This window comes from Erwinia sp. JH02 (assembly GCF_013074405.1).
GTDB classification, from domain to species: Bacteria; Pseudomonadota; Gammaproteobacteria; order Enterobacterales; family Enterobacteriaceae; genus Erwinia; species Erwinia rhapontici.
In genome coordinates this window covers 62,747-76,043 of sequence record NZ_JABANZ010000010.1, presented here as the reverse complement: position 1 = coordinate 76,043, position 13,297 = coordinate 62,747, and the positions used below count along the sequence as shown (strand labels likewise).

Below are 13,297 nucleotides of genomic sequence, written 5' to 3'. Positions count from 1 at the left end.
ACGGCAAAGCCCCGCAGCGTGGCGCTGAGGGGCTTAGATTCGAGAGGAGTGAAGCGGGTGAATGTGACCGTGCCAGCTGGCTGGCCGTGATTTATTTGCTGGTCTCTGCCAGCGCGTAGGGTTTGAAGTCGAACACATCCACACCCAGCCAATCATTCAGATCTTTCAGCACTTCCATCACTGGATAGAGTTCGTTAATAGCGAACACCTTCGCTGCTTTCTCAATATCACCGAGGCCGCCCGTATTGTTAGGCATGACACCCATAAGCTGTGGCGGGACGCGGTGGATTGCCAGCATGTCATCGCGGGTCGCGTCTTTGATGCCGGTGAATTCATCCTTCGCTGCGATCTGGCTGAATGGCAGGATTTGCAAGCCGTCTTTCTTTCCGCCCGCCGCGTAAACGAATAGGTTTTTAAACGCGCCACCGCCCCTGGCATCCTTCAGCGATTTCTTCAGTTTCTCAACGTCAGCGCTGTTGGCGACGGGATCGGTGAGGTACACGATAACCCCGGCGTGACTGCCGTTGATGTAATAGTTGCGGCGAAATAACGTGGCTTCACCGTTCAACAGAATGGATTGCATTGCCGACATATATTCAGGGGTTCCGTAAATCTCCTGGTGAATGCTGGGGCTGCGCAGGTGGTAAACGTTACCCGGCGGAAAGGCATAATCCTCTTCGTAGTAGGTGACAAACCAGTACTGATTGAGGTCTTCCCCGCGCCGTGTATATTTCGCCAGGCTGTGCTTTAGCTTTAACGGCTGGCCCAGTCGGTTTTTCCTCAGTTCCAGATACGCATTGCCAAACACCAGATAGTCCATGATGAAGGCGCTCGCATCCTGCCGGGAAAGCAGCGGGTGCGGTTTAAAGCAGGACATAATGACATTACGTTTGAATATCAGCGGTGACTGATGGTGTACCGCGCCTTCAACCATCCTCGCCAGACCATATGTGCTGATCGGGGGTTCGTACCAGCGCCCATTTTTGGCGCACTCCATGCAGTCCTGTAAGTCACGCTGATCCATGATTGACGTCGGTTCACCGAAACTGAATGACTGGATTTCATCAATCGGCTGCTGAATTGAATCGCCAGCTGGCAGGGCTTCAGGCGTCGTTGCGTTGCTGAACGTTCTGTTTTTTTTAGTGCTGCGGCTCATTCTTAGAATTCCTCAACGAAGCTGTCACTACCGCTGCCGGCATCATTGCCCAGCGGTTCATTTTGTAATGCGTGCATAGTTGCCCAGGCCAGATCACCGTGGTTGCTGCCGCGCTTGCGATCAGATGCGTAGGTGATGGTGCCGCCCTTCGGGGTAATAAGTTTTCTGATAGTCATGAAGCTGCTGACGACATCCATCATTCCCGCGTCATATTCAAATCGCCCAGCGCGGATGACCATTTGCGCCTTGAGAACCAACTGTCGCTTAACGGCTGGGGTGTAGATGTGCATCTGAGCCGCCGGGAAGAATTTCACCACCAGTTCATAAACTGCTGCCCCGATACTGTTCCCGTCGATATCGATATGCTGTACGTCATAAATTGTTGTCAGCCGTTTGATAAACGCTGCCTGTTCTTCAAATTCCATGCCGCGCAGCTGGTGACGCTCAATTACGCGGAATTTACCGCCTGGAACCAGTGGCGGGGCAAGCACGACAAGGCCGCCGCTGTCGCCTTTACCGCTGCTGCCGTTGGGATCATAACCAATCCAGACCTTACGGTTACCAAGGGGGCGGGGCGCGTAGGGATTCCAGTCGGGCCAAATACCGCTGTAACCGTCCACGCCGCAGTTAATCAGCTCGTTGTAATTGAATGCCCGTTCTCCCTGCTTAACAAAGATGCAGCGGTACAGGTTGTCGAACTCGTCCGGACTGTTCTCGTTCTGGATTTCCTCCAGGTCGATTAGCGGGAAGCCCTGATCGATAACGTCCTGAACCGTGACAATCTGCCGCCAGATATTGTCTGCACACAGCTGGCCGTCTTTCAGTGCCTTGTGACTGAGATCCAGCTCAGCCCGTTCTTTTTTGCCCCTTCCCTTGTTGAACAGGTTCCCCGTCCAAAATTCATAGGCTTCATGTTCCTCGCTCGACGGAGTGGAAAAATAGGTGCGTCGTAGACCAACATGCGTCGCCATCCCGGCGGCGACTTTTCGCAGGTTGAGGAAGTTGGCTACCCAAAACGCCTCATCAAAATAGAGGTCGCCGGTATAGGACTGCGCAGTTGCTGCTGACGTACCGAGGAAGTACAGCGTTGCCCCGTTCGACAGGATTATTTCGTCACCACCTTTCAACTCAATTCCGATGCTGCGTGCCAGGAAAATAATAAATTTCTTGAACTGGAAAGCCTGTGCGCGTGAAGCCGAAAGGAATATCTGGTTGGTTCCTGTCTCCAGCGCCCTCAGTAGTGCCTCACGTGCAAAGTACCAGCTGGCCCCAATCTGACGAGATTTCAGGATGAAACGGTTACGCCGGTTTCGCTGTTTGTACCAACGCTTCTGATGTTCAAAAAGGGAATCCAGCACCAGGGCGCGAAGCTCTGCGATCTGTTCCGCGCTGAAATGGTTTTTGGGTGTCTTCTCTTTTTTCTCCTGATCCTTCTCTTTGCGTTCGTCACGCGCCAGCCGCGCCAGCTGGCGGCCAAGCACGTCCAGCGTTTTGAAATCGTGAGCGCTCAGGTCTTCTTTTGCCATCAGTCGCAGATAACGCACGTCGGTACGCTCCAGCGCCCGTTGTATCGGCGTGGTTGCGTCCCATGCGTCACGGCGACGCCAGGAATAAATGGTATTAGCACTCAGCCCCAGTCGCTGAGCGATTTGGGGGATGCTGTAGGCCTGCCAGTAAAGGCTTTTGGCCTCGTCGCGGGGATCGGTGACTGTTTTCATGGGTACAGGCTATCGCGCCCGCGAAGGCTGGAATATCAGCCGAGATTGTCGCTGACCGCTGACAATTCCCATGTGTGGCGCGGTTTGGCTGCGGGAAAGAAGATAGGGGCCACAGCAGATAAAACCCTTTCCCGGAGTTGAGAATGGCAAAGACAAAAAAAGTGCGCGTAGCCGTAGAAGGCGCAACCACTGACGGTCGCAATGTGGAGCGCCTGCATATCGAGCAGGCAGCTAAAAATTACAATCCAGAAAAATATGGTGCTCGCGTCAATCTGGAGCATTTCAAAAGCCTGATGCCTGATTCTGCATTTCGTTGTTATGGCGATGTTATGTCTGTGACGGCAGAGGAGATTACCGAAGGCGCGCTCAAAGGGAAGTTAGCGTTATACGCAGAGATTGATCCCACGCCTGAGCTGATTGCTCTGAATCAGTCCCGCCAGAAAGTGTATACCAGCGCAGAGTTTCATCCTTCTTTCTCCGACACCGGAGAAGCCTATCTGATGGGTATCGCACTCACTGACAGCCCGGCAAGCCTGGGTACTGAAATGCTGAAGTTCAGCGCTGGTGCGTGGGTACATCCGATGCTTTCCCGTAAGTCTGATCCTGCGTGCTTCTTCTCTGAAGGGTACGAGGCATCGTTGGATTTTGACGCCGAGCAGCAGCAAACGGAAGCGGGTAAAGCCTTCTTCACCCGCATCAAAGAAAAACTTGCCGGTGGTCTGCGTAAATTCTCAGAAGAAACGGGCGAAATCCGCGATGCGGTAACCCTGATCGCTGAGTCACAGGCTGAAACCCTGGACAGGGTGCAGGCGTTAAGTCAGAGCCAGGTCGCGCTATCCGCCATCCCAAAAGAGGTGGATGACCTTCGGAAAGAACTGGTTGAGCTGAAAGCCACCCTGGCATCACAGGACAACAGCTACAACCAGCGCCCGCCGTCGCAGGGCGGGAATGGTGATTCATCGCTGCTTGCTGACTGCTGAGAAGTTAACCCCCAACCGTTTTAAGGAAAGTAAGACATGAAAACGACTACCCGTATTGAGTGGGACAAGTACACCACTCAACAGGCAAAGCTAAACAACATTCCGGTTGCGCACGTTGGCACCCATTTCAGCATTGCGCCATCAGTCGCGCAGACGCTGGAAAACAAAACTCAGCAGTCGAGTGAGTTTATGCAAAAAATCAACGTTTACGGCGTTGATGAGCAGGAGGGGGAGAAAATCGGGCTGGGTGTTTCCGCACCTGTGGCGAGCACTAATAGCGGTACTACCGTACGCCGTGAGCCGCGCCCGGCGCATTCTCTGGACAGCAATAAGTACCGCTGCGAGCAGACGAATTTTGATACCTACATCAGCTATAAGCAGCTTGATCAGTGGTCGAAATTCCCGGACTTCCAGCAGCGTGTATCTAACCAGATCATCCTTCGCCGCGCACTGGATCGCATCATGATTGGTTTTAACGGTACTTCTCACGCTGAAAAGTCTGATCTGGCCGTTAACCCTCTTTTGCAGGATGTGAATATCGGCTGGCTTCAGCAATTCCGTACGAATGCACCTCAGCGAGTGATGAAGAACATCACCCTGACCAGCCGCGATGAAGATAACAAAATCATTGCGAAAGGTGATTATGGTAATGCCGACTCACTGGTTAAGGATGCGGTAAATAACCTGCTTGATGAATGGTATAAGCAGTCCACTGACCTGGTTGTGATCTGTGGTCGTGAGATTATCAGCAGCCGGGAGCATGCGATTCTTAACAGCCTCAGCCAGAACAACCCTAACAGCGAAGCACTGGCGGGGCAGTTACTGGTTTCAAGCAATAAAATTGCCAGCCTGAATACCTACATTGCCCCGTATTTCCCTGAAGGCACCATGCTGGTGACGTCCTTCAAAAACCTGTCCTTGTACTTCCAGGACGATAAGCACCGCCGCATGTTGAAAGACGAGCCTGAATACAACCGTGTGACTACATATGAATCCTCAAACGATGCCTATGTCGTTGAAGATTATGGTTTCGGCTGCCTGATTGAAGGGATCACCTTCGCAGAAGCAGCAGGCGAATAAATCACAGACCATGCCGGGGCCATCGTCCCGGCTGACAGGGGGAATCATGCTGACACCGGCAAAAAGACATTTTCAAAATGTCATGGCGCAAAACCGTGGCAACGGAGTGACAACGTTCGCTGATATGACGGCGTATGAGCAGATTTTGCATCGCCTGCGCATCGATATGAATCGCCTCAAAGGCATTCAGCGTAAGGAAACTAAGGCAGAAGAAAAGCAAAAGCTGTTGCCCGATTATCAGGGCTGGATTGATGGCACGTTGGCGGCTGACAGCGGCCAGGCTGATGAAGTGCTGACGCGTGTGATGCTCTGGCATATCGATGCCGGGAATATCGCGGAAGCGCTACGCATCGGGGAGTACGTGATCCGCCATCAGCTGGCGATGCCTGACCTGTTCCAGCGTACCGCAGCGGTGACGCTGATTGATGAAATCTGCGATCCGGTGCTTGCTGCTTTCAAAGCACAGTCAAATGTCGCCACTGTCAGCGTTGATTTGCTGAAGGCGCTGGACGGTCTGACAACCGGCCAGGACGTCCCTGAGCAGGTGCGCGCCAAGCTGTGGAAAGCCATCGGGTACACGCTGCGCACCGTCCCAGAAACCCAGCCAGAAGCGCTGGAATATTTGCAAAAAGCCATCGGTGAATTCAGTGACATTGGCGTGAAGCGTGACATTGAGCAACTGGAGCGCCTTCTGAAAAAGACCGCGCTGATTGAGGCCGCTGGCGCGGGAAGCGATGGCGATTCAGGCCAGAAAACTGAAATTCCAACGTCAGCAGTGACTGCGGTGACCGTAATCGATGGTGATCAGACTGCGAATACTCTTGTGCCGGTCATTGATGTGATCGCGGTTCCTGAAGTGAGCACCGAAACGGCACCGGAACCGGAGGTAAAGCCAGCGGTAAAACGTGGTCGCCCGGCGGGGGTTAAAAAGCCAGCCGCAGCGAAGAATAAGACGGCAGCCGCAGGAAAGAAGGCAGCGGCTGCTAAGTAAAGAATGTGCCCCCGCGCACCAGGCGGCACGGCGGAAGTTTTCAGCATTGCTGTATCTCTTCACGCCGTCCACCGCCTGACCTTTTGAGAGTGAAAGAATGAGTCTGGTAGCCAGCAAAGCAATAAACCCCCTTGAGGGGGATGCACCGGATATCAATGACGGCGGAGCCAGCGTAACAAGTGGCCCTTTCTGGCCTGAAATCCGTCTGGTGGATGTTCGTCGTGATATGCGTCTTAACGGGCTGGTTACCACTGACCGGCTGAAGCATTCGACCACTGAGTCTGTACTGAATATTAACCGTCAGCTGGCTGAGTGGCGGATAGGGCAGCAGGCTGAAGGCTATGCGTCACTTGATGCCGTGCCATCTGATGAAATTAATGACACGAAAGAGCTGGTATTCCGTTATCGCCGGGCTGTGTACTGCGCAGCGAAAGCGCTGCTGACTGAGGGTTATCGCGATGTTGACACCACCGGGCAGGGGGAAAAACACGCGGCGGCGCTCACTTCGCAGATAGACACGCTGTGGCGGGATTCTAACTTTGCGGTCCGGGACATTCTTGGCATCAGCCGCGGGCTGGCGGAGCTGGTCTGATGATTGTGAAAGCGTTGCAGGGCGACACCCTCGACCTTGTGTGTCAGCGGCACTACGGCAGCACGCGGGCGGTGACGGAGGCTGTGTTAGCCGCTAATCCCGGTCTGTGTGAGAAAAGCCCGTTTATGACGGCAGGGCAGGAAATTACGTTGCCGGATATTGCTCCGGCGGCACAGGCAGAGATGGTGCAGCTATGGGACTGAATATGGACAGGGTGGTTTCGTTTCTCGCTTACCTGCCGTCAGCCTTTCTGACTACCTTGGGGCTTTTCTCTCTAACGCAATGGGCAACGCTGATCGGCATCGTGCTGGGAATACTGACATACCGGCTGAACAAGCGACATAAGCAGCGCGTTGAACTGGAAGAGGAAAAGCGGACGGCAATCATGAACCGGCTGGCCGATAAGGCGGGCAGTCACAACATGAATGAAGTCGTTGGGGCGTTTCAGGAAATGGCCCGGACGGAAAAAAGAGGGCGTGCGTGATGGGTATTCGAAAGAAAGCGCTGATGTGCGCTGTCACGGTGATTATCGGGCTTGTCGGTGTGGAGTATGCCGGGGTCGTTCGGACCAGCCCGCAGGGGCTGGAGCTTATCGGCGATGCCGAATCTTGCCGCCGCGATCCCTATGTTTGCCCGGCTGACAAGCTGACCGCCGGGATTGGTTCAACAACTGGCATCCGCGCCGGCCATGTGTACAGCGATAACGAAATCGCCGCGATGTGGGTTGAGGATATCAAGCGTGCAGAGCGCTGCATTGACCGGAATTTTAACGGTCGTCTGCTGACTCAGGGGCAGTTTGACGCGATGACGTCGGCGGCGTTCAACATGGGCTGCCTCAATCTGATGTGGTTTACCGACCGACTGGGCGTAAAGCAGCGCACAACCCTGTGGCGCTATGCGCAGGAAAAGCGCTGGCCGGAGATGTGCAACCGGCTGACTGACTTCGTGAATGCCGCAGGCCGAAAGCTACCGGGGCTGGTTAAACGTCGTGAAGCTGAGCGGCTGATGTGTCTGACACCGGAGGAGTGATGATTATTTCCCGGATCTTCTGTGCCGTGGCGGCAGTTCTGACCGTGCTGGCCATCTTCTTCGGTGTGTATTTCAGGCAGTCAGCGCAGTTGGCCAGGGCGGAAGTAAAGCAGGTCGCTGGTCAGCTGGACAGTGCGAATGCGGTGATCGGCAACGTCCAGTTAACGATGAAAATTTTTAGCGTGATAACGGCGGAACGGGCAAATGAAAAAGAACGCGATCGGCAAAAAGGGGAGTTGCGCCGGGCGGCATTACGGGCGGATTTACAGGGTGATCGCTGTGCTTTTGAGCCTTTGCCTTCTGCTGTTGAACGCAGGTTGCTCGATCGTGCGGACGGTATACGTCCCCGCGCAGTGTCTGCCCATTCCGGGGGAGCTGCTTCAGGCAACGCCAGTGCCATATCCGCACCTTAGTGGTTCCCGGATGTTGTACGGCGAGGCACTGGAGTGGACAGACGCGTTACTCGATGCGCTCGACAGCGCTAATAAAGACAAGGCCGCTGCGCTGAAAATTGAGCGGCAGCGGGAGGAGGCTGAACATGCTGAAAAGTGAATTGCTTCGTGCTGCCATCGTTGCGCACAACCCCTTTTTTAAGCAGGAGCCTGATCGCCTGGAAGTGTATGTCACGAAGGGCAATATTCTGGCGTCTGGTACTCCGTCACCATCGTTCGCTTACAAATATGAGCTGAACGTGCTGGCAATGGACTACCCTGGCGATCTGGATGACCTCGCCATCCCGTTGTTGCAGTGGGCGCTGGAGTATCAGTCTGAGCTGTTGTTTAACCCGGCCCGCCGTGAGAACGGCATCAGCTTTGATGCGGAAATCCTGAATAACGGCACCGCCGATATTCTTTTTGTTATCAACGCCGCTGAAAACGTGATCGTCACCCGAGATGAAAACGGGAAATTAGCAACGGTGCATCGCACAGAGCCTAAGCGAACCGATGACATGATCGGTGACTGGAAAACCCTGCTTGCCGTTGATCAGCACGGCACGCCGCAGACCCTGCGGGATGGTGAGTAATGACCCGTGAGCTGATGTTTCACGAACTGGACGCCATTATCGGGCAGGTGTTGGGCGTCACGAAACCCACCACGCGCCGCAGCATGGCCCGCAGGGTGGCAACAGATATCCGCCGCAGCCAGCAAAAGCGCATCGGCCAGCAGAAAAGCCCGGACGGCACAGCTTACCCGGCCCGCAAGAAAAAGAAGCTACGCACCCAGGGCGGTATCAGTTTTCTGCATAACGGGCAGGTGCGCCGGTTGCGGAACTGGCGCAGCAGCAAAGGGCGATACGGTGATCGCATGATCACCGGCTTTGATGATGATAAGGGCGGTATTCGCTCTTTCATCCGGGCTGATATTGAGCGTTATCTCAGCATTGACCTGTCACGCAAAACGGACGTGAAAGAGAAGAAAGACCCGATGTTTAGACGGCTGCGGGGTTCCCGCTTCCTGAAGGCGACGGCATACCCGGATGCGGCGGTTGTGGGATTCCAGGGCCGGGCGGGCCGGATTGCCGCCGTCCATCAGTACGGGCTGACGGATAAAGTGGCGCACCGCTCCAGCGCGAAATACCCGGCGCGTCCGTTACTTGGGCTGACCCCTGCTGAAGTCGACAGTATCACTGATGCGATCATGGGCGTGATTGAAGGAGCGGGGCAATGACACAAGCTGAATCGGCACGACTGCTGCAAAACCTGATCCGTGTTGGAACGGTGATCCAGGTGGACTATGTGCAGTACGTGGCAAGGGTACAGGCCGGAGGCAATAAAACTGACTGGATTCGTTGGGGTGCGCAACGTGCCGGTGATGCACAGACGTGGTGGGCGCCAGCGGTAGGGGAACAGGTTGTAATCCTGTCCCCTGGGGGGGATCTCGAAAATGCCTTCATCGCCTTCAGTCTTTACGGTGCTGATGCGCTGCCGCCGGATACAAGCCAGACCTCACATGTCACACGCTACCCGGACGGGGCAAAAGTAAGTTATGACCCGGCCAGCGGGATGAGGAGTGTCACCGGTATTCAAAATGCTCTGGTCGATGCCAGCGGTACGCTGACCCTTAACCTGTCACGACTCATCATGAATGTTGGTGAGACGGTGATTAACGGTGAGGTTATCCATGGTGGCGGGATTATGTCGTCTAACGGCGTTGTGGTTCACACCCACGTTCACAGCGGTGTTCAATCGGGACCCGGTAAATCCGGAGGCCCGCAGTGAGTGAATGGAAAGGTATGAACAGTGCGAACGGCGCAACGGTTGAAGGTGATGACCATCTTAAGCAGTCGATTGCAGACATCTTGCTTACGCCGTCCGGCAGCCGTCTGATGCGTCGTGATTATGGCTCTGCAATCTTCTCTCTGATTGACCAGCCTGATAACGACGTGACGCGGCTGAGGCTGATCTCTGCTGCTGTTATCGCGCTGTGGAAGTGGGAGCCGCGTATCACGCCGACAAACGTCACTTTTGAGAGTGCCGGGCAGGGCAGCCGGACTATGAAAATCACAGCACAGCGCAGCGATTCGCTGAGTGCCATCACAACGGATATCACGCTATGAGTGGAGTTATTGACCTTTCGCAGCTGCCAGCGCCGGAAATCGTTGAGACGCTGGATTTTGAGGTGATTCTTGCCGCACGCAAGGCGGCGCTGATCGCGCTGTACCCGGCTGATGAACAGACCGCAATAGCGCAGACGCTGGAACTTGAGTCTGAACCGATGCTTAAGCACCTCCAGGAAAGTGCCTACCGGGAAATGCTTCTCCGCCAGAGGATTAACGAAGCGGCACTTGCGGTGATGGTTGCTTATTCGGGTGGGGCAGACCTTGAACAGCTGGCAGCACATAACAACGTTTCACGCCTGACCGTCACCGCTGCGGATGCCACGGCTATCCCGCCGGTTGCTGCTGTAATGGAGAGCGATGAGGATTTACGTAGCCGCATTCCAGCGGCATTCGAAGGCTTATCTGTGGCCGGGCCGACAGCCGCATATGAGTATCACGCCAAAAGTGCTGACGGGCGTGTTGCTGATGCGCGTGCTATCAGCCCGTCACCGGCTGAAGTGGTGGTGACTGTCCTCAGCCGTGAAGGCGATGGCACAGCAGCTGCGGATCTGATCGGCGTTGTCTCGTCAGCGCTAAATGATGAGAGCGTGCGCCCGGTTGCTGATCGGGTAAGCGTCAAATCGGCAGAAATCATCAGCTATGCAATTGAGGCAAAGATTTTTCTGTTGCCCGGCCCGGAAGCTGAGCCAGTTCTCGCCGCAGCCCGCGCTAACCTCAATGCCTACGCGTTGCGGCAGTCACGTATTGGACGTGATATCAACCTGTCCGCCATTTATGCCGCCCTGCATGTGGAAGGGGTGCAGCGTGTAGAGCTGGTATCACCGGGTTCTAATGTGGTGCTCGACAACACTCAGGCGGCTTACTGCACCGGCGCGGTGGTGACCAATGGTGGGACCGATGAATAGCATGTTGCCGCCGTCTGCAACCGACCTTGAGCGCAGACTCGCAGCGGCCTGTAGTGATATGGCAAACCTCAGCGTACCGCTGCGGGATCTGCTTAACCCTGATACCTGCCCTGTGCGTCTGCTGCCCTATCTTGCATGGTCCTGGTCTGTTGATCGCTGGGATGAAAGCTGGACGGAAAGCGTTAAGCGCAAGGTGGTGAAGGATGCTTTTTATATCCATCAGCACAAGGGAACCACAACCGCAATCCGCCGTGTTGTTGAGCCGTTCGGTTTTCTGCTGCGCATAACTGAATGGTGGAAGAACGATGAAACCCCCGGCACGTTTCGACTGGATATCGGCGTACAGGACCAGGGTATCAGTGAAGAAACCTATCAGGAGCTTGAGCGGCTGATCAGTGATGCAAAACCTGTAAGCCGTCATCTGGTGGGTATGTCGATTAATTTGCAGTCCAGCGGCAGTGTGCCGGTTGCGGCGGCCTGTTATTCCGGGGATGAGCTGACCGTTTATCCCTACATCAGCGAAGTTATTACCGTCACCGGCGGCACCTATGGCGCCAGCGCGGTTCACATTATTGACAGCGTGAGAGTAAACGCATGACAACAAAATACTATGCAATTCTGACCACCCTGGGCGCGGGGAAGCTGGCAAACGCCGCCGCGCTGGGTACGAAATTACAGATTACCCATATGGCGCTGGGTGACGGTGGTGGCGTGCTGCCATCGCCGAACGCCAGTCAGACCGCACTAATTGGTGAAAAGCGACGCGCCCCGCTTAACTCACTCAGTGTCGACGCTGCGAACAGCAGTCAGATTATTGCTGAGCAGGTGATCCCTGAAGACGAGGGCGGTTGGTGGATTCGTGAGATTGGCCTGTTTGATGCTGATGGTGTGCTGATTGCCGTAGCGAACTGCGCTGAGACGTATAAGCCGCTGCTTCAGGAGGGAAGCGGGCGCACGCAGACCGTGCGTATGATCCTGATCGTAAACAGCACTGATGCTGTGACGCTGAAGATTGACCCGTCTGTTGTGCTTGCTACGCGTAAATTTGTTGATGATTCCGCTGCTGCTATCAAAGTTTATGTTGATGCGCAGAAGGCAAGCCCGGCGTTTACCGGAAAGCCAACGGCACCGACTGCGGCGAAGGCTGACAACAGCACGCAGTTAGCGACAACGGCATTTGTTAAAAGCGTGACAGCTGACTATGCAACGACGGTAAGCCCCTCACTGAGCGGCACCCCAACGGCACCAACGGCCCAGGCGGGTAATAACTCGCAGCAGCTGGCGAACACCGCGTTTGTGCAGGCGGCAATTGCGGCAATGGTCGCAGGTGCGCCGGGGGCGCTGGACACGCTGAAAGAGCTTGCTGACGCACTTGGTGGTGATGCGCATTTCTCAACGACGGTGCTGAATGCGCTGGCCGGGAAAATGGATATCACAAAAAACGGCGCTGATATTAACGACGTTGCTCAGTTTCTGATTAACCTCGGTCTGGGAGATGCTGCAAAAAGAAGTATTGGATCAGGGGCGAATCAGGTCCCGGATATGAATTCATTTTCCAGCAGTATGAGTCCGACGATCGGTGCGCAGTCTCTGCCCCGTGGTATGAAATTTCAGTACGGTCAATTTAGCCTCGGCGCGTCAAGTACAGCAACGACAACGGTCACGTTCAAAGAGGCATTCGTTAATACTTGTGTAATGATAATTCCGGTGCCAGCTGGCGCTGCGACTGATCAGATCGGATTTTCCCCGACAACTTTAACTAACGTCTCCGGTGTTTTAAACAAAGGCAACGCTGATAACTCTTCGCGCACCGGATATTATCTTGCAATAGGTTACTAATATGACGAGTAAAATTTATTTCAGCCCAAAAACGCTTGGTTTTTATAATGAATCGAACAAGTCAGATTCTGAGGCTGTAGGGACCTGGCCGCAGGACTTAGTGGAAATAACATTAGAAAAAAGGGAAGAGTTGCTGTCAGCCAGCGGGCTAGGCTACACAATTTCTGCTGATACAGGCGGGAATCCAATTCTTATTCCACCTCCTGCACGTACCCAGGATGATTTAATTGCTGAAGCGAAAGCAAAGCGCGACGAACTCAGGGCTAATGCAGATTATGCGATTGCCCCTTTAGCGGATGCCGTTGACTTGGGGGAAGAGACTGAAGAAGAGATCGTATTGCTGAAGAAATGGAGGCAGTATCGTATTGCTCTGAACCGTCTGGAACTGTCTGTTGCACCAGAAATAACATGGCCGAAAATACCAGAATAACAAAGGGAGCCGGTTGG

Annotated in this window: 19 protein-coding genes; 17 read left to right on the top strand and 2 right to left on the bottom strand. The window is 54.6% G+C overall.

What is annotated here, in order from left to right:
- Nucleotides 1-91 precede the first annotated feature (91 nt).
- Nucleotides 92-1,156: a phage portal protein gene (locus tag HHI26_RS20615; RefSeq protein ID WP_171149600.1), complete on the bottom strand. Its 1,065-nt coding sequence runs from the start codon at nt 1,154-1,156 to the stop codon at nt 92-94.
- A 2-nt stretch (nt 1,157-1,158) separates the two neighbouring features.
- Nucleotides 1,159-2,874 (bottom strand): terminase family protein, encoded by a 1,716-nt coding sequence (locus tag HHI26_RS20610; RefSeq protein WP_171149599.1) that lies wholly within the window; start codon nt 2,872-2,874, stop codon nt 1,159-1,161.
- 143 nt (nt 2,875-3,017) lie between these two features.
- On the opposite strand from HHI26_RS20610, the gene HHI26_RS20605 reads away from it, so the two are divergent.
- From HHI26_RS20605 to HHI26_RS20525, 17 genes are all read left to right on the top strand, one after another.
- Nucleotides 3,018-3,854 carry a GPO family capsid scaffolding protein gene (locus HHI26_RS20605; protein WP_171149598.1) on the top strand — a complete coding sequence of 279 codons (837 nt, stop codon included), beginning with the start codon at nt 3,018-3,020 and terminating at the stop codon, nt 3,852-3,854.
- Nucleotides 3,855-3,890: 36 nt separating this feature from the next.
- The gene (locus HHI26_RS20600; RefSeq protein WP_171149597.1) at nt 3,891-4,934 is read left to right on the top strand and encodes a phage major capsid protein, P2 family; all 1,044 of its coding nucleotides are present in this window, start codon (nt 3,891-3,893) and stop codon (nt 4,932-4,934) included.
- Between the two features lie 46 nt (nt 4,935-4,980).
- Nucleotides 4,981-5,925, top strand: a complete 945-nt coding sequence (gene gpM, locus HHI26_RS20595) for a phage terminase small subunit (protein ID WP_171149596.1) — start codon at nt 4,981-4,983, stop codon at nt 5,923-5,925.
- Between the two features lie 97 nt (nt 5,926-6,022).
- Nucleotides 6,023-6,517, top strand: a complete 495-nt coding sequence (locus HHI26_RS20590) for a head completion/stabilization protein (RefSeq protein WP_171149595.1) — start codon at nt 6,023-6,025, stop codon at nt 6,515-6,517.
- A complete protein-coding gene (locus HHI26_RS20585) occupies nt 6,517-6,720 on the top strand; it encodes a tail protein X (protein WP_133846395.1) in 204 nt (67 codons plus the stop codon). Before HHI26_RS20590 ends, HHI26_RS20585 begins: the two co-directional genes overlap by 1 nt.
- Entirely contained in the window at nt 6,711-7,001 is a 291-nt protein-coding gene (locus HHI26_RS20580) for an HP1 family phage holin (RefSeq protein ID WP_133846394.1), read from the top strand. Before HHI26_RS20585 ends, HHI26_RS20580 begins: the two co-directional genes overlap by 10 nt.
- Nucleotides 7,001-7,546, top strand: coding sequence for a lysozyme (locus tag HHI26_RS20575; RefSeq protein ID WP_171149630.1), 546 nt, complete (start codon nt 7,001-7,003; stop codon nt 7,544-7,546). The genes HHI26_RS20580 and HHI26_RS20575 overlap by 1 nt, the downstream gene beginning before the upstream one ends.
- On the top strand, nt 7,546-7,959 hold the full coding sequence (locus HHI26_RS20570) for a hypothetical protein (RefSeq protein WP_171149594.1): 414 nt from the start codon (nt 7,546-7,548) through the stop codon (nt 7,957-7,959). The genes HHI26_RS20575 and HHI26_RS20570 overlap by 1 nt, the downstream gene beginning before the upstream one ends.
- Nucleotides 7,940-8,098 carry a hypothetical protein gene (locus HHI26_RS20565; RefSeq protein WP_171149593.1) on the top strand — a complete coding sequence of 53 codons (159 nt, stop codon included), beginning with the start codon at nt 7,940-7,942 and terminating at the stop codon, nt 8,096-8,098. The genes HHI26_RS20570 and HHI26_RS20565 overlap by 20 nt, the downstream gene beginning before the upstream one ends.
- Nucleotides 8,085-8,570, top strand: a complete 486-nt coding sequence (locus HHI26_RS20560) for a phage tail protein (protein WP_227535357.1) — start codon at nt 8,085-8,087, stop codon at nt 8,568-8,570. The genes HHI26_RS20565 and HHI26_RS20560 overlap by 14 nt, the downstream gene beginning before the upstream one ends.
- Nucleotides 8,570-9,214: a phage virion morphogenesis protein gene (locus HHI26_RS20555; protein WP_171149592.1), complete on the top strand. Its 645-nt coding sequence runs from the start codon at nt 8,570-8,572 to the stop codon at nt 9,212-9,214. The genes HHI26_RS20560 and HHI26_RS20555 overlap by 1 nt, the downstream gene beginning before the upstream one ends.
- Nucleotides 9,211-9,765: a phage baseplate assembly protein V gene (locus HHI26_RS20550; RefSeq protein WP_171149591.1), complete on the top strand. Its 555-nt coding sequence runs from the start codon at nt 9,211-9,213 to the stop codon at nt 9,763-9,765. The genes HHI26_RS20555 and HHI26_RS20550 overlap by 4 nt, the downstream gene beginning before the upstream one ends.
- Nucleotides 9,762-10,103, top strand: coding sequence for a GPW/gp25 family protein (locus HHI26_RS20545; protein ID WP_346775699.1), 342 nt, complete (start codon nt 9,762-9,764; stop codon nt 10,101-10,103). Before HHI26_RS20550 ends, HHI26_RS20545 begins: the two co-directional genes overlap by 4 nt.
- Nucleotides 10,100-11,011 (top strand): baseplate J/gp47 family protein, encoded by a 912-nt coding sequence (locus tag HHI26_RS20540; protein WP_171149590.1) that lies wholly within the window; start codon nt 10,100-10,102, stop codon nt 11,009-11,011. The genes HHI26_RS20545 and HHI26_RS20540 overlap by 4 nt, the downstream gene beginning before the upstream one ends.
- Nucleotides 11,004-11,609, top strand: a complete 606-nt coding sequence (locus HHI26_RS20535) for a phage tail protein I (protein WP_171149589.1) — start codon at nt 11,004-11,006, stop codon at nt 11,607-11,609. Before HHI26_RS20540 ends, HHI26_RS20535 begins: the two co-directional genes overlap by 8 nt.
- Nucleotides 11,606-12,850, top strand: coding sequence for a phage tail protein (locus tag HHI26_RS20530; protein ID WP_171149588.1), 1,245 nt, complete (start codon nt 11,606-11,608; stop codon nt 12,848-12,850). Before HHI26_RS20535 ends, HHI26_RS20530 begins: the two co-directional genes overlap by 4 nt.
- Before the next feature lies 1 nt (nt 12,851).
- Nucleotides 12,852-13,280 (top strand): tail fiber assembly protein, encoded by a 429-nt coding sequence (locus tag HHI26_RS20525; RefSeq protein ID WP_171149587.1) that lies wholly within the window; start codon nt 12,852-12,854, stop codon nt 13,278-13,280.
- Nucleotides 13,281-13,297: the final 17 nt, after the last annotated feature.

Bases quoted from the DNA above. Each gene is read 5' to 3' on its own strand.
- HHI26_RS20525 (WP_171149587.1), top strand. From the start codon at position 12,852: ATGACGAGTAAAATTTATTTCAGCCCAAAAACGCTTGGTTTTTATAAT.
- HHI26_RS20540 (WP_171149590.1), top strand. From the start codon at position 10,100: ATGAGTGGAGTTATTGACCTTTCGCAGCTGCCAGCGCCGGAAATCGTT.
- gpM (WP_171149596.1), top strand. From the start codon at position 4,981: ATGCTGACACCGGCAAAAAGACATTTTCAAAATGTCATGGCGCAAAAC.
- HHI26_RS20600 (WP_171149597.1), top strand. From the start codon at position 3,891: ATGAAAACGACTACCCGTATTGAGTGGGACAAGTACACCACTCAACAG.
- HHI26_RS20585 (WP_133846395.1), top strand. From the start codon at position 6,517: ATGATTGTGAAAGCGTTGCAGGGCGACACCCTCGACCTTGTGTGTCAG.
- HHI26_RS20560 (WP_227535357.1), top strand. From the start codon at position 8,085: ATGCTGAAAAGTGAATTGCTTCGTGCTGCCATCGTTGCGCACAACCCC.
- HHI26_RS20580 (WP_133846394.1), top strand. From the start codon at position 6,711: ATGGGACTGAATATGGACAGGGTGGTTTCGTTTCTCGCTTACCTGCCG.
- HHI26_RS20590 (WP_171149595.1), top strand. From the start codon at position 6,023: ATGAGTCTGGTAGCCAGCAAAGCAATAAACCCCCTTGAGGGGGATGCA.
- HHI26_RS20555 (WP_171149592.1), top strand. From the start codon at position 8,570: ATGACCCGTGAGCTGATGTTTCACGAACTGGACGCCATTATCGGGCAG.
- HHI26_RS20530 (WP_171149588.1), top strand. From the start codon at position 11,606: ATGACAACAAAATACTATGCAATTCTGACCACCCTGGGCGCGGGGAAG.
- HHI26_RS20610 (WP_171149599.1), bottom strand. From the start codon at position 2,874: ATGAAAACAGTCACCGATCCCCGCGACGAGGCCAAAAGCCTTTACTGG.
- HHI26_RS20615 (WP_171149600.1), bottom strand. From the start codon at position 1,156: ATGAGCCGCAGCACTAAAAAAAACAGAACGTTCAGCAACGCAACGACG.
- HHI26_RS20550 (WP_171149591.1), top strand. From the start codon at position 9,211: ATGACACAAGCTGAATCGGCACGACTGCTGCAAAACCTGATCCGTGTT.
- HHI26_RS20605 (WP_171149598.1), top strand. From the start codon at position 3,018: ATGGCAAAGACAAAAAAAGTGCGCGTAGCCGTAGAAGGCGCAACCACT.
- HHI26_RS20535 (WP_171149589.1), top strand. From the start codon at position 11,004: ATGAATAGCATGTTGCCGCCGTCTGCAACCGACCTTGAGCGCAGACTC.
- HHI26_RS20570 (WP_171149594.1), top strand. From the start codon at position 7,546: ATGATTATTTCCCGGATCTTCTGTGCCGTGGCGGCAGTTCTGACCGTG.
- HHI26_RS20575 (WP_171149630.1), top strand. From the start codon at position 7,001: ATGGGTATTCGAAAGAAAGCGCTGATGTGCGCTGTCACGGTGATTATC.